Source organism: Mycobacterium sp. (genome assembly GCF_049280035.1).
Taxonomy (GTDB): domain Bacteria; phylum Actinomycetota; class Actinomycetes; order Mycobacteriales; family Mycobacteriaceae; genus Mycobacterium.
Map to the genome: position 1 here is coordinate 1 of NZ_JBAPPI010000752.1, position 13998 is coordinate 13998.

Annotated in this window: 16 protein-coding genes; 8 read left to right on the plus strand and 8 right to left on the minus strand. The window is 65.7% G+C overall.

The window, feature by feature from the left end; translation table 11 throughout:
• The first annotated feature begins 46 nt into the window (after positions 1–46).
• Complete coding sequence (locus WAN71_RS24100; protein WP_422227756.1) at positions 47–1216, plus strand: Mrp/NBP35 family ATP-binding protein; 1170 nt, start codon at positions 47–49, stop codon at positions 1214–1216.
• A 7-nt stretch (positions 1217–1223) separates the two neighbouring features.
• On the opposite strand, the gene tatB is transcribed toward WAN71_RS24100, so the two are convergent.
• The 4 genes from tatB to sigE all read right to left on the minus strand — a co-directional run bounded on the left by tatB (position 1224) and on the right by sigE (position 4508).
• Positions 1224–1613, minus strand: a complete 390-nt coding sequence (tatB, locus tag WAN71_RS24105) for a Sec-independent protein translocase protein TatB (protein WP_422227743.1) — start codon at positions 1611–1613, stop codon at positions 1224–1226.
• Positions 1614–3110 carry a S1C family serine protease gene (locus tag WAN71_RS24110; RefSeq protein ID WP_422227744.1) on the minus strand — a complete coding sequence of 499 codons (1497 nt, stop codon included), beginning with the start codon at positions 3108–3110 and terminating at the stop codon, positions 1614–1616.
• Positions 3111–3196: 86 nt separating this feature from the next.
• A complete protein-coding gene (rseA, locus tag WAN71_RS24115) occupies positions 3197–3616 on the minus strand; it encodes an anti-sigma E factor RseA (protein WP_422227745.1) in 420 nt (139 codons plus the stop codon).
• A gap of 106 nt (positions 3617–3722) precedes the next feature.
• Positions 3723–4508 (minus strand): RNA polymerase sigma factor SigE, encoded by a 786-nt coding sequence (gene sigE / locus WAN71_RS24120; protein WP_422227746.1) that lies wholly within the window; start codon positions 4506–4508, stop codon positions 3723–3725.
• Positions 4509–4719: 211 nt separating this feature from the next.
• Here sigE and WAN71_RS24125 point away from each other — a divergent pair, with 211 nt between their 5' ends.
• From WAN71_RS24125 to WAN71_RS24150, 6 genes are all read left to right on the plus strand, one after another.
• Positions 4720–5388 carry an O-methyltransferase gene (locus WAN71_RS24125; RefSeq protein ID WP_422227747.1) on the plus strand — a complete coding sequence of 223 codons (669 nt, stop codon included), beginning with the start codon at positions 4720–4722 and terminating at the stop codon, positions 5386–5388.
• Between the two features lie 72 nt (positions 5389–5460).
• Positions 5461–6099 (plus strand): TetR family transcriptional regulator, encoded by a 639-nt coding sequence (locus tag WAN71_RS24130; protein ID WP_422227748.1) that lies wholly within the window; start codon positions 5461–5463, stop codon positions 6097–6099.
• On the plus strand, positions 6089–7030 hold the full coding sequence (locus WAN71_RS24135) for an ATP-binding cassette domain-containing protein (protein WP_422227749.1): 942 nt from the start codon (positions 6089–6091) through the stop codon (positions 7028–7030). Before WAN71_RS24130 ends, WAN71_RS24135 begins: the two co-directional genes overlap by 11 nt.
• A complete protein-coding gene (locus WAN71_RS24140) occupies positions 7027–8670 on the plus strand; it encodes an ABC transporter permease (RefSeq protein WP_422227750.1) in 1644 nt (547 codons plus the stop codon). The genes WAN71_RS24135 and WAN71_RS24140 overlap by 4 nt, the downstream gene beginning before the upstream one ends.
• Before the next feature lie 10 nt (positions 8671–8680).
• Positions 8681–9355 (plus strand): methyltransferase family protein, encoded by a 675-nt coding sequence (locus tag WAN71_RS24145; RefSeq protein WP_422227751.1) that lies wholly within the window; start codon positions 8681–8683, stop codon positions 9353–9355.
• A 48-nt stretch (positions 9356–9403) separates the two neighbouring features.
• Entirely contained in the window at positions 9404–10078 is a 675-nt protein-coding gene (locus tag WAN71_RS24150) for a methyltransferase family protein (RefSeq protein WP_422227752.1), read from the plus strand.
• Here WAN71_RS24150 and glgC read toward each other — a convergent pair whose 3' ends face one another.
• Positions 10079–11296 (minus strand): glucose-1-phosphate adenylyltransferase, encoded by a 1218-nt coding sequence (glgC, locus tag WAN71_RS24155; protein ID WP_422227753.1) that lies wholly within the window; start codon positions 11294–11296, stop codon positions 10079–10081.
• A 135-nt stretch (positions 11297–11431) separates the two neighbouring features.
• Between glgC and glgA the strand changes: the two genes are divergently transcribed.
• Positions 11432–12601: a glycogen synthase gene (gene glgA / locus WAN71_RS24160; protein ID WP_422227757.1), complete on the plus strand. Its 1170-nt coding sequence runs from the start codon at positions 11432–11434 to the stop codon at positions 12599–12601.
• Here the strand turns inward: glgA and WAN71_RS24165 are convergent.
• The 3 genes from WAN71_RS24165 to WAN71_RS24175 form a co-directional block, all read right to left on the minus strand.
• On the minus strand, positions 12598–12765 hold the full coding sequence (locus WAN71_RS24165) for a DUF3117 domain-containing protein (RefSeq protein ID WP_003406247.1): 168 nt from the start codon (positions 12763–12765) through the stop codon (positions 12598–12600). The two genes, glgA and WAN71_RS24165, sit on opposite strands and share 4 nt — an antisense overlap.
• Before the next feature lie 235 nt (positions 12766–13000).
• Positions 13001–13582: a DNA-3-methyladenine glycosylase I gene (locus WAN71_RS24170; protein ID WP_422227754.1), complete on the minus strand. Its 582-nt coding sequence runs from the start codon at positions 13580–13582 to the stop codon at positions 13001–13003.
• Positions 13579–13929 (minus strand): DivIVA domain-containing protein, encoded by a 351-nt coding sequence (locus tag WAN71_RS24175; RefSeq protein ID WP_422227755.1) that lies wholly within the window; start codon positions 13927–13929, stop codon positions 13579–13581. The genes WAN71_RS24170 and WAN71_RS24175 overlap by 4 nt, the downstream gene beginning before the upstream one ends.
• Between the last annotated feature and the right edge of the window lie 69 nt (positions 13930–13998).

Sequence of the window (13998 nt, forward strand, 5' to 3'; positions counted from 1 at the left end):
GACATGCGTCGATGGTCCGGCTCCTCAGCGGGCCGTCCCGGCCCGCATCGTCGCCGAACTACACTCGGCGGTGATGTCCAAAACGCAGCACGACCCGGCCGCCGACGTTCGCGCCGCACTGGCCAAGGTGATCGATCCTGAACTGCGGCGTCCGATCACCGAACTCGGAATGGTCAAAGGTATCGAGGTGGGCCCCGACGGCGACGTGCACGTCGAGATCTACCTGACCACCGCGGCCTGCCCGAAGAAGACCGAAATCAGCGAGCGGGTGAGCCAGGCCGTGGCCGACGTCCCGGGCACCGGCGCGGTGAAGGTCAGCCTGGACGTGATGAACGACGAGCAGCGCACCGAATTGCGAAAGCAGTTGCGCGGCGACGCCCGCGAGCCCGTCATCCCGTTCGCGCAGCCGGGCTCATTGACTCGGGTGTACGCGGTCGCTTCTGGCAAGGGCGGCGTGGGCAAGTCGACGGTGACGGTCAACCTGGCCGCCGCGATGGCCGCGCGCGGGGTTTCGGTCGGAGTGCTCGACGCCGACATCCACGGTCACTCCATCCCACGGATGATGGGAACCACCGACCGGCCCACTCAGGTCGAGTCGATGATCCTGCCGCCGATCGCGCATGAGGTGAAGGTGATCTCGATCGCGCAGTTCACCGAGGGCAATACGCCGGTGGTGTGGCGCGGCCCGATGCTGCACCGGGCTTTGCAGCAGTTTCTGGCCGACGTGTATTGGGGCGACCTGGATGTGCTGCTGCTCGACCTGCCGCCGGGCACCGGCGACATCGCCATCTCGGTGGCCCAGCTGATCCCGAACGCAGAAATCCTGGTGGTGACCACGCCCCAGCACGCCGCGGCGGAGGTGGCCGAGCGTGCGGGCAGCATTGCGCTGCAGACGCGACAACGCATCGTCGGGGTGGTGGAGAACATGTCCTGGCTTGCATTGCCGGACGGCTCGCAGCTGCAGGTGTTCGGCGAGGGTGGCGGCCAGCAGGTCGCCGAGCGGCTGTCGCGTGCAGTCGGCGCCGACGTTCCGCTGCTCGGCCAGATCCCGCTGGATCCCGCGCTCGTCGCCGCTGGCGATACCGGCGTGCCGATCGTGCTCAGCGCCCCCGACTCACCGGTGGGCAAAGAACTGCGTAACGTCGCCGACAGCCTGTCGTCGCGACGCCGCGGCTTGGCCGGTATGTCGCTGGGACTAGACCCGACGAAGCGCTAAAGCCGCCTTAGGTGGCGTCGGCGTCGAAAGGCGCCGGCCCGGCGGCGGGTGGTTCCGAAGCGGTTGCCGACGGCGGCAACACCGGCTCGGCACGTGACGGCTGGTCGAACTTACCGGTGAACAACGAGTCATCGCCGTCGAATAGGTGCTTGGTCAGCGCTGCGCGCGGCGTCATGCCGCGCAGCTTCTGCAGCTCGCTGAGCGGCTCACGCAGGTCGTCGAATTCGGGCCCGATGTCCTCGCGCAGCTGCGCCGTCATCCCGCTGAGGTAGTCGCGGGCCTGCCGCAGTGCAGTGGTGGTCCACCGGATGGCGCCGGGAAGCCGCTCGGGACCCAAGACGACCAGCCCGACCACCACGAGCACCAGCATTTCCCCCCAACCGACGTTGGCGAACATTTAGCTGGTGTCCGGGCCGGGCGTCACCGTGAGCGTGACGTGCCGGCCGTCGCGCACTACCTCGACCGGGGCTGGCTGCCCGACCGTCAACTGGCGTACCGCGACGACGAACTCTTCGGCGTCGGCGACCGACCGGTTGCCCACCTTGACCACCACATCGTTTTCCAGCATCCCGCCCTGTTGGGCGGGGCCGCCAGCCTTCACGTTCGCGACCTGTGCACCCTGCGCGATCGCGTTGCTCACCGACCGGGTGCTCAGGCCCAACGTCGGGTGCACGATCTTGCCGTCTTTAATCAACGTCTGCGCAACCAATTTCGCCTCGTTGACCGGGATGGCGAAGCCCAGCCCGCTGGCACTGTCGGACAGCGACTTGCCCGCGGTGTTGACGCCGATGACCTGAGAATCCATGTCGATCAGCGGGCCACCGGAGTTCCCGTGGTTGATCGACGCGTCAGTCTGGACGGCGTCGATGACCGTGTCGGTGTCCGAGCCCTCTCCCGACAGCGGGATGGGGCGGTGCAGTGCGCTGATGATGCCGTGCGTGACGGTGCTGCGCAGACCCAGCGGCGCACCCGCGGCAAGGACTTCATCGCCGACGCGCACCTTGTTGGAGTCACCGAGCCGGGCCACCGACAGGTGGTCGACATTGTCGACTTTGAGCACGGCCAGGTCGGTCTTGGGGTCGCGGCCGACCAAGTTGGCGGGCACTTCCTTGCCGTCGTTGAACACGACGGTGGTCTTGAATTGGCTCGGGTTGTTGGCCGCTTCGGAGATGACGTGGTTGTTGGTGACGATGTAGCCGCGGCCGTCGACCACGAAACCCGATCCCTGCATACCTTCTTGATCGCTGACCGACTGGATCGTGACCACCGAGTCAGCCACCGCAGCAGCGACTTTGGCGAATCGACCCGCCGGTGCTTGACTATTGCCGTTGGTCGACAACGTCACCTTGGACGTGGTGAACGCCTCGACGACCTCTGCCGTCTTGCGTCCGACCACACCACCGACCAAGCCGATCAACAACGCAAGGACGCCCAGCACGAGCAGCGCCGGGTAGGACACCCGCCCGCCGAACAGCACATCACGCACCCCCAGCCGATCGCGTTCGCCGCCGGCGGCGTGGATTCCCGGGGTCGTTACCGCCGGCTCGCCCAGCGCGGCGGCCGCGCCCGGGTCGCGCCAGGGGTCGTCGGGTTCATCGGGCTGGTTCTTGTTGCCGTCGAGCGCGCCGGCATCGGTGGGGTGCCGCTGCAATGACTCCGATCCTGGAAACGGACGGCCGAAGGCCTCCGAAAGCACCGGGTCGGCCGGTTTGTCGTGCGGGGTGAACTCGCGCTGGTCTCGATACTTCGGCGGACGCACGGTTTCGGCGACGAACGAGCCCTGCACGCCGTCGGGACGGCTGAAGGCTTGGCGCGACGCAGCGTCGACGGGCGGCCGGGAAATGGGTCGCGGCGCCAGGCGGGGGGCGCCGTTCTTTTCTTCGTCGGAGCTCACGTCATCCTCTTCCGAGCGCTTGAGAAATGCACGCTATGGGCACGGGCACGGCGCGGCGCACCGGCTTGGCAAACCTGGCACCCACCCTACCGGGGCTCGCGCCGGTCAGGCGGCGTGCCGTCACTTCGCTGCGCGCGGGGATTCCCCCACGGGCCTCTGCCTGCCTGGCCCGCGTCGTCGTCGGGCGGACAATCCGGAATCTGCGACAACAATCCCAGCAGCGTGCTGGGGATCCTGATCGGATGGGAATCGCGCAGCGCGGCGCGGGCCCGCCGCTGACCTTCCACTTCTGCGGCGCAGTCAGGGCAAAGGGAAATGTGATGCGCTGCCCGCAGGTGCGCGTTCATCCGCAGCTCACCGTCGACAAACGCGGCGATGGCCTCGGTGGACAGATGCTCGGTAGAACCGAATTGCCGCGGGGCGCCAACCGGCGCGTCACTTTGCGAGGCGAACTGGGACGGGAGCCAGGAGAACGCTCGGCGGAACACATGTCCCCGCTCGACCATCACCGGCTCCTCTCCGTATCAGCGTTCGGTTTACGCGCACTACCTCGAATGTAGCGCGCTGCCCCATACGGAACAGCAATGAACAGCGGATCAGGCGACGCGTGTCTTAGTCGGTGAGCTCCGACGCGGCGCCGGCCGCTGAAGGGTTGGCATGCGTAGCCCCCTCGGAATGGGCGGCTAGATAGTCACGCAGCGCCTGTCGTCCCCGGTGGATGCGGCTGCGCACGGTGCCGAGCTTCACCCCGAGGGTGGCCCCGATCTCCTCGTAGGACAGTCCCTCGATGTCACACAGCACGACGGCTGCGCGGAACTCAGGGGGCAGTGAATCCAACGCCGCTTGCAGGTCAGGCCCCAGACGCGACTCGTGATAGATCTGCTCCGGGTTGGGCTCGTCGGCGGGCACCCGGTCGTAATCGTCGGGCAACGCCTCCATCCGGACCCGGCCACGACGGCGCACCATGTCGAGAAACAGGTTGGTCGTGATGCGGTGCAGCCAGCCTTCAAAAGTCCCCGGCTGATAGTTCTGTACCGACCGGAAAACCCGGATGAAGGTCTCCTGGGTCAGGTCCTCGGCGTCGTGCTGATTACCGGAAAGTCGATAAGCCAATCGGTACACGCGGTCGGCATGCTGACGGACCAGCTCGTCCCAGGACGGCATGGTCGCCTTGTCCCCGGTCGCGTCGAATACCGCAGTGCCGTAAGGCTCCTCATCGGGCTCAACCCAGTTCGCATCCCGATACTGCTCGGGATGTGACATGCTGGCAGGGCTCATCAATGTGGTGATACTCAAGTCCTCCGGATTCAGATTGCCGTCAAGGTTAGGCAATTCATCACCGCGCGCAACGCGAAGACGCCGAGATGTATTCCCGGACCATCGGCCTCCACGCTCCATGGGTGATACGGTCGCCTATCGGCGTGTGTGCGGTATGTGACCGCACTGAGCTTTCACTGAGAATGGTCGCCCGCACCGCGTTGCGCAGGTCGTATTCATCAAATTGTGACCTTGATCCGCCGCGAGCTTCGGGCGTGTCAGGGCGAGGCCCACACGGTAGCACCGGGCGCGCCTGACCACACGCGGCATCGGATGGATTTACGCTGCGGGCATGGCCACCACCGACCGCCCACCAGGCCAGTCGGCTCCCCTGAGTCGGGCCGAATTGCTTTCCGCGCATGCCGAGGGGTCGATCTCCGAAGACGCGGTCTTGTTGGCCGCACGTGACCGCGCAGTCGACATCGGCGCCGGCGCGGTGACCCCCGCGGTGGGAGCACTGCTCAGCCTGCTGACCAAGCTCAGTGGCGGCAAAGCCGTCGTCGAGGTGGGTACGGGTGCCGGAGTCAGCAGTTTGTGGTTGCTGTCGGGGATGAGCGAAGACGGCGTGCTGACCACAATCGACATCGAGCCCGAACACCAACTGATCGCCAAGCAGGCGTTTTCCGACGCCGGTATCGGGCCATCGCGGACTCGGCTGATCGGCGGCCGGGCCCAGGAGGTGCTGACCCGGCTGGCCGACGCGTCCTACGACCTGGTCTTCATCGACGCTGACCCGCTCGACCAGCCGGAATACGTTGTCGAGGGCGTGCGACTGCTGCGCTCCGGCGGGGCCATCGTTGTTCACGGCGCCGCATTGGGTGGGCGGGCCGGCGACCCAGCGGCGCACGACACCGAGGTCGCCGCGGTGCGTGAAGCAGCGCGGCTGATCGCCGAGAACGAGCTGCTCACCCCGGCACTGGTGCCACTGGGTGATGGCTTGCTGGCCGCCGTCCGCGACTGATTCAGCTTTTTACGGACCCTTGACGCCGTTTCTGCTTGACGCTGCGCTGAACAACCGTTTAATGTCCTGAACATGCGTTCAGCCGACGATTTGACCGCCGCGGCCCGGATCCGCGACGCGGCGATCGAGCAGTTCGGCGCGCATGGCTTCGGCGTCGGGCTGCGATCGATTGCCGAAGCGGCGGGAGTCAGCGCCGCGCTGGTCATCCATCACTTCGGCTCCAAGGACGGTCTGCGCAAAGCCTGCGACGACTACGTCGCCGAAGAGATCCGCGACTCGAAGTCGGAGGCGATGCGCTCCAGCGATCCGGCTACCTGGTTCGCCGCGCTGGCCGAGATCGAGGAGTACGCACCCGTGATGGCCTACTTGGTGCGCACCGTGCAATCCGGTGGTGAGCTGGCGAACACACTGTGGCGCAGGATGATCGACAATGCCGAGAGTTACCTCGACGAAGGGGTGCAGTCCGGCATCCTGAAACCCAGCCGGGATCCGGCCGCCCGGGCGAAGTATCTGGGGATCACCGGCGGCGGCGGTTTTCTTCTCTACCTGCAGATGCATGAAACACCAATGGATCTACGCGCCGTATTGCGCGACTACGCCCGCGACATGATCCTGCCCTCGCTGGAGCTCTATACCGAAGGCCTGATGACGGACCGCACCATGTACGACGCTTTCCTCGCCCAAGCAGAAGGAGAATCCGATGGCACTTGACAGCAACCGTGCGCCGATCGAAATCCACGAGCTAACAAAGCGCTTCGGCGCAGTTCAAGCGCTAGACGGCCTCGAGCTGACGGTGCGCGAGGGCGAGGTGCACGGCTTCCTCGGACCCAACGGCGCCGGAAAGTCGACGACGATCCGCATACTGCTGGGAGTGGTGAAAGCCGGCAGCGGAACCGCGCAGCTGCTCGGCGGCGACCCCTGGACGGACGCCGTCGTGCTGCACCGCCAGATCGCCTACGTTCCAGGCGATGTGACCCTCTGGCCTAATCTCACCGGCGGTGAGACCATCGATCTGCTGGCACGTATGCGCGGCGGTATCGACGAGAAGCGCCGCGAGGAGCTGATCGAGCGCTTCGAGCTGGACCCGCACAAGAAGGCGCGAACCTACTCCAAGGGAAACCGCCAGAAAGTCTCGTTGATTTCGGCCTTCTCGTCACGGGCCCGGCTACTGCTCCTCGACGAGCCGAGCAGCGGTCTGGACCCATTGATGGAGAACATCTTTCAGCAATGCGTCGCAGAAGCGCGCGACCGAGGGACGACCGTGCTGCTGTCCAGTCACATCCTGGCCGAAACCGAGGCTCTGTGCGAGCGGGTGACAATCATCCGCGCCGGTAGGACCGTGGAGAGCGGCACGCTCGATTCGATGCGCCATCTCAGCCGCACGTCGATCAAGGCGGAAATGCTCGGCGACCCAGGCGATCTCACCCGCATCCGCGGTGTCGAGGACGTCAGCATCGACGGAACCACGTTACGGGCCCACGTCGACAGCGAGAGCCTCGGCGAGCTCATCCGGGTGCTTGGCGATGCCGGCGTGCGCAGCCTGGTCAGCCAGCCGCCCACCCTGGAAGAACTCTTCCTGCGCCATTACGGCATGGGCACCGACGGCAAGCGCGAAGTCAGCAGTCAAGAGGTGCGGGCATGACCACCTCGACCCTGGAACGACCCCCCCATCCGGCACACGAAGCCCCGCAACGCGGTTCGGCGTTCACCGGCACGCTGGGGATGCTGCGGCTGTATTTGCGGCGCGACCGGGTGGTCCTGCCGCTGTGGGTGTTGCTGCTGTCACTGCCCCTGTCGACCGTGTATATCGGCAGCATCGAAAAGGTCTACCCCGACCAACCGGCCCGCGCCGCCTTTGCCGCCACGATCATGGCCAGCCCGGCGCAACGGGCGCTCTACGGACAGATCTACAACGACAGCCTTGGCGCGACCGGCATCTGGAAAGCCGGCATGTTCCATCTGCTGATCGCCGTCGCGGTCATTCTGACCGTCATCCGGCATACCCGCGCCGACGAAGAAACCGGCCGCGCCGAGCTGATCGACTCGACCGCGGTCGGCCGGCACGCCAGCCTGACCGCTGCCCTGCTGTTGTCGTTCGGGGCATCGGTGATCACCGGCGCCATCGGGGCGGCCGGCCTGCTCACCACCAGCGTCCCGCGGGACGGTTCGCTGGCGTTCGGGGCCGCGCTGGCCGGCTCCGGTTTGGTGTTCACCGCGATAGCCGCGGTCGCCGCACAGCTGTCACCGAGCGCCCGTTTCGCCCGCGGTACCGCCTTCGGCGCGCTGGCCACCGCCTTCACGATGCGCGCCGTCGGTGACGCGGGGTCAGGCACCTTGTCGTGGCTCTCGCCGCTGGGCTGGTCGCTGCAGGTTCGTCCGTACGCGGGCGACCGGTGGTGGGTACTGCTGCTGCATCTGGCCACCACCGTGCTACTCACAGCGCTGGCATACCGGCTGCTTGCCGGTCGCGATGTCGGCGCGGGGTTGATCGCCGAACGTCCGGGTCCGGCAACCGCATCGCCGATGCTGCAGGGCGCCCTCGGGCTGGCCTGGCGGCTGGATCGCGGCGCACTGCTGCTGTGGACCGTCGGGCTGTGCCTGTATGGCTTGCTGATCGGCAGCGTGGTGCACGGCATCGGCGACGAGCTGGGCACCGGTACGGCGCAAGACATTGTCCAGCGGATGGGCGGCACCACTGCTTTGGAGCAGGCCTTCGTCGCGGTGGCGTTCTGCATGCTGGGCATGATGGCGGCCGCATTCGCCATCTCGCTGGCCCTGCGGGCGCACCAGGAGGAGGCCAGCCAGCGAGCCGAAACGGTACTTGGCGGCGCGGTCGGCCGAAGCCGTTGGCTAGCAAGTCATTTGGCTATCGCGCTGATAGGCTCTGCGGTCGCGATGTTGATCGCAGGAACAGCGGCCGGACTGTCCTACGGTGTCGCCGCCCACGACATCGGCGGCAAGCTGTCGATGGTCATCGCCACCGCGGCGGTACAGCTGCCCGCCGTGTGGCTATCCGCCGCAGTGACCGTCGCGTTGTTCGGGCTGGCACCGAGATTCAGCCCGGCGGCTTGGGGTGTGCTGGTCGGATTCGTCGCGCTCTATCTGATTGGGTCGCTGTCCGGCTTTTCCCAGTGGCTGCTCGATCTCGAACCGTTCGCGCACATTCCGCGGGTCACCGGCGGCGCCTTCACACCAGTTCCACTGCTGTGGTTGTTGGTGATCGACGCCGCGCTGATTGCATTGGGAATGGCGGCCTTCCGCCGCCGCGACGTGCAGACGTAAGGAGGCTGCGATGAAAACCGTTGGCAAATCCGCACTATCGGCGATCATAGGACTTCTGGCCTTCGGCTTGATGCTCTTTCTGCCGGCCGGGACGTTCCATTACTGGCAGGGCTGGGTCTTCCTTGCGGTGTTCGCGCTGTCAACCTGGATCCCCAGCGTGTACCTGATGCGAACCAACCCGGCTGCACTGGAGCGGCGCACGCACGCGGGTCCGCGGCGGGAGACCAGACCAGTGCAAAAGATCATCAGTTCCGTTGCCTTCTCATCGCTGGTGGCCCTCATCGCCTTCAGCGCGTTCGACCATCGCTTCGGCTGGTCGACGGTGCCGGCGTCGATCTCGGTGATCGGTGATGTCCTGGTCGCGGTCGGACTCGGCGGAGCGATGCTGGTGGTCATCCAAAACGGTTACGCGGCAGCCAACATCACCGTCGAATCAGAACAGACGCTGGTGTCCACCGGTTTGTACGAGCTAGTTCGCCATCCGATGTACACCGGCAACGTAATCATGATGATCGGTATCCCCCTGGCGCTCGGCTCGTATTGGGGACTTGTCTTCTTGCTGCCCGGACTAGTCGTGCTCGCCCTTCGCATCCGCGACGAGGAGGGGCTACTCGAGCAGGAATTACCGGGATATGGCGAATACGAGCAACAGGTGCACTACCGCTTGGTGCCATACGTATGGTGAGCGCCGTTTCGCCAGCTGTCGCCGCCGGATGCAGGGTAAGGAGGATCCGTGAAAACCGTTCCTAAAGTAGTGGCATTCGCCATCGTCGGATCCGTCATGTTCGGGTCGATGCTGTTCGTGCCGGCAGGCACGTTCAACTACTGGCGAGCATGGCTTTTTCTGGTGGTGTTCTCCCTCTCGACGTTGATCCCGAGCCTCTACTTGCTGCGTACCAACCCCGCTGCGCTCGAACGGCGGATGCGTACCGGGCCGGTCGCGGAAACCAGGCCAGTGCAGAAGGTTGTCATTATCGTCGCAGGCTTGTCACTGGTCGCGCTGATCGTCGTCAGCGTCATTGACCATCGCTTTGGCTGGTCGCCAGTACCAACCACAATCTCCTTGGTTGGTGATGTTCTCGTCGCGATCGGACTCGGCGTCTCGATGCTGGTGGTCATCCAGAACGGTTATGCCGCCTCGACCATCACCGTCGAAGCCGGCCAGAAGCTCGTTTCTACCGGTCTGTATGCGTTCGTGCGCCACCCGATGTACACGGGAACCATAATCATGATGCTGGGCACACCCCTGGCGCTCGGCTCCTACTGGGGACTCGTGTTCGTGATACCTGGCCTGCTCGGGCTGGCGGTCCGCATTGACGACGAAGAACAGCTACTCAACCAAGAGTTGGACGGATACAGCGAATACGCGCAAAAGGTGCACTACCGCTTGGTGCCCTACGTGTGGTGATTAGATCCAGACGCCCTTGCCTACGGCGACAACGCCGCCGGCGCTGATCGCGAAGCGTTCGCGATCCTTCTCCAGATCCACCCCGACCATCTCGCCGGGTCCAACAACGACGTTCTTGTCCAGGATTGCGTGACGCACCACCGCCCCGCGGCCTACTCGGACGCCCGGCATGATCACGCTGCCCTCCACGATCGCGCCGTCGTCGACGACGACGTTCGACGACACCACCGAGTTGCGCACCGAGGCGGCCGAGATGATGCTGCCTGCACCCACCACTGACTCCTGCGCCGAGCCGCCGTTGACGAACTTCGCCGGCGCTAGGTTCTCCGACTCTCCGCGGATCGGCCAGCGCTTGTTGTACAGGTTGAACACCGGATGCACCGACACCAGATCCATGTGGGCGTCGTAAAACGCATCCAACGTTCCCACGTCACGCCAATACGCCCGGTCGCGGTCGGTGGCGCCGGGCACCTCATTGTCGGAGAAGTCGTAAACCGCCGCCAGCCCGTCGGAAACCAGCCGCGTGATGATGTCACCGCCCATGTCGTGATCGGAATTATCGTCGTCGGCGTCGGCACGGATCGCCTCGATGAGCATCTTGGTGGTGAAGATGTAGTTCCCCATCGATACGTAAGTGGAATCCGGGTCATCGGGGGTTCCCGGCGGCTCAGCCGGTTTCTCCAGGAAGCTGCGGATGTGGCCGGACTCGTCGATGTCGATGCACCCGAACGCGGACGCCTCGGCGCGTGGCACCCGGATACCGGCCACGGTGGCCCCGGCGCCGCTGTCGATGTGGAACTGGACCATCTGCTCGGGGTCCATCCGGTACACGTGATCGGCGCCGAAAACCACGATGTAGTCGGGATCCTCGTCGTAGATCAAGTTGAGCGACTGATAGATCGCATCGGCGGAGCCGGTGTACCAACGCGGGCCGAGCCGCTGCTGGGCCGGAACAGGGGTGATGTACTCACCGGCCAACCCGGACAATCGCCAGTTCTGCGAAATGTGACGGTCCAGCGAGTGTGACTTGTATTGGGTGAGAACGCAGATCCTCAGGTAGCGGGCATTGACGAGATTGGAAAGCACGAAGTCGATCAGCCGATAGGCGCCGCCGAAGGGAACCGCGGGTTTGGCCCGGTCCGCGGTCAACGGATACAACCGCTTGCCCTCCCCGCCGGCCAGGACGATGCCCAGCACGTGTGGTGGCGCTGCCCTCATGAATCAAACCTATCGGCCGTCGCGAACCCCTGCCAGGTCATTCCCGTGAATACCCACGCTGACGGACTGTCCATCAAGCTATTTGGGTCAACCCGGCGACGGCGCTATCCGGAAGCGACCACTACCGTGCCGGGTATGCGGGTGGCGATGATGACTCGGGAGTATCCGCCGGAGGTGTACGGCGGCGCGGGGGTGCACGTAACCGAGCTCGTCGCGCAACTGCGCAAACTGTGCGAGGTTGACGTGCACTGCATGGGCGCCCCCCGGGCGGGCGCGTTCACCCATCAGCCCGACGCGCAGCTGCGCGGCGCGAACCCGGCGCTGGCGACGTTGTCGTCGGATCTGGTGATGGCCAACGCCGCCGCCGAGGCCAGCGTGGTCCACACCCACACCTGGTACACCGGCTTGGCCGGGCAGCTGGCGTCATTGCTCTACGACGTCCCACATGTGTTGACCGCGCACTCGTTGGAGCCGTTGCGGCCATGGAAGGCAGAGCAGCTCGGCGGCGGCTACCGAATCTCGTCGTGGGTGGAGCAGACCGCAGTGACGGCCGCAGATGCCGTCATCGCCGTCAGCTCGGGTATGCGCGATGACGTGCTGCGTGTCTATCCGACGCTGGATCCCGGCCGGGTGCATGTCGTGCGCAACGGGATCGACACCGACGTGTGGCACCCGGCCGAGCCGCTGGGATCCCTCCCGGGGGAGTCCGTGCTTGCCGACCTCGGCGTGGACCGCGGCCGGCCGATGGTGGCATTCGTCGGGCGGATCACCCGGCAGAAAGGCGTCGCCCACCTGCTGGCGGCCGCACACCGGTTCAGCCCCGACGTTCAGTTGGTGCTGTGCGCCGGAGCGCCCGACACACCGGAAATCGCCGCCGAAGTGGCCTCCGGGGTAGCCGAGCTGGCCCGCTCGCGCACCGGTGTGTTCTGGGTCAGGGAAATGCTGCCGATCGGCAAGATACGCGAGATACTCTCGGCTGCAACAGTTTTCGTATGCCCTTCAGTGTATGAGCCGTTGGGCATCGTCAACCTCGAAGCAATGGCCTGCGGCACCGCGGTGGTGGCCTCCGACGTCGGTGGCATACCCGAAGTGGTCGCCGAAGAAGCGACCGGTTCACTGGTGCACTACGACCCCGAGGATCCCGTTGGCTACCAGACCAGGCTCGCTGAGGCGGTCAACGCCCTGATCGCCGATCCCGAAAAGGCGGAGCGCTACGGCCAAGCGGGACGGCAGCGCTGCATCGCGGAATTCTCCTGGGCGCGCATTGCAGAACAGACGCTGGAGATTTACCGGAAGCTAGGTTAGCTGGTGACGCCTTTCAGTTCATCGCCCAGCGCAGCGGCTTCGTCGGGTGTCAGCTCGACGACGAGTCGACCACCGCCCTCCAGCGGTACCCGCATCACGATGCCGCGCCCCTCCTTGGTCGCTTCCAGTGGACCGTCTCCGGTCCGGGGCTTCATCGCCGCCATCGAGTGCTCCCTCCGGGTTCGAGGAGGTCCGCCGTCACGGACCTGGTCAGCGCCGGACATGCCCCGCCAGTGGAATTCCAGCCATCCCCGGCATTGAACTGCAAATTCACCCCTCCATTGTTCCCTATCCGACCCGGCAGGTGTACATGACCTCCGGGTCGGCGTTTCAACGGCATCGTCATCGGGCTGTATCTGACTGCCCGATTCCACAACCGGCCGCTCGCGGCCGGCATCGTCATCGGGCTGTCGACGGCACCCAGCACGTTCGAAGGTGATCGTCGACCATCCCGGTCGCCTGCATCAACGCGTACGCGGTGGTCGGTCCGACAAAACGGAATCCGCGGCGCTTTAGCTCGCGTGCCATGGCGGTGGACTCCGCAGTGACCGAAGGGACTTTTGCGGCGTTCGCGGGCCGGGGCCGCGGCGCCGGCGCGAACGACCACAGCAACTCGGAGAAGTCATCGACGTCGGCAGCGGCACGCGCGTTGGCGATCGTCGCCTCGATCTTGGCGTGGTTGCGAACGATTCCCTGATCGGCCATCAGCCGGGCCACGTCGGCATCGGCGTAGCGAGCGACCGCGTCGATGTCGAAGCCGGCGAAGGCACGCCGGAAGTTCTCCCGCTTACGCAGAATGATCAGCCAGGAAAGGCCGCTTTGAAAGGCCTCCAGACTCAACCGCTCGAACAACGGCACCCGCCCGTGCAGGGGCTGGCCCCATTCCTTGTCGTGATAGTCGCGGTAGAGCGCGAAGTCCGGGCCTGGCCGACTTTCCGCCCAGTCGCAGCGGACCAGCCCGTCGCTGTCTGGGGCGGTCATGTCGGCTCCTGGTCGTCGGCAATGTCGGCGACGAGATCTCCGTCGGCCTCATCGGCGGCTGCTGCGGCGTGCACCGATGAGAGTTGGCCGCGCAGCAAGTCGAGCTCCTGACCGAGCCGGTCCAGCACCCAGTCGACCTCGCTGGTCTTGTAGCCGCGCAGCGTCTGAGTGAACTTGACCGCGTCGACGTCGGCGCCGGTGACACCGGAGGCCGGCAGCACCGTCGGCGTCGTCCCCCTGGGCAGCGGCGGCAGCGGCTCGCCGCGGCCGAACAGCAAACTGACCACGCCGAACAGCACGATCGCGACCAGGACCAGCACCACTACGTAGAGCAACACCAAAGCCACGTGACCGATATTGCCTTATTAGTGCTGTGGCGACCCGCTGCGCCCGGCTTCGCCGCGCTTGCGATCGCC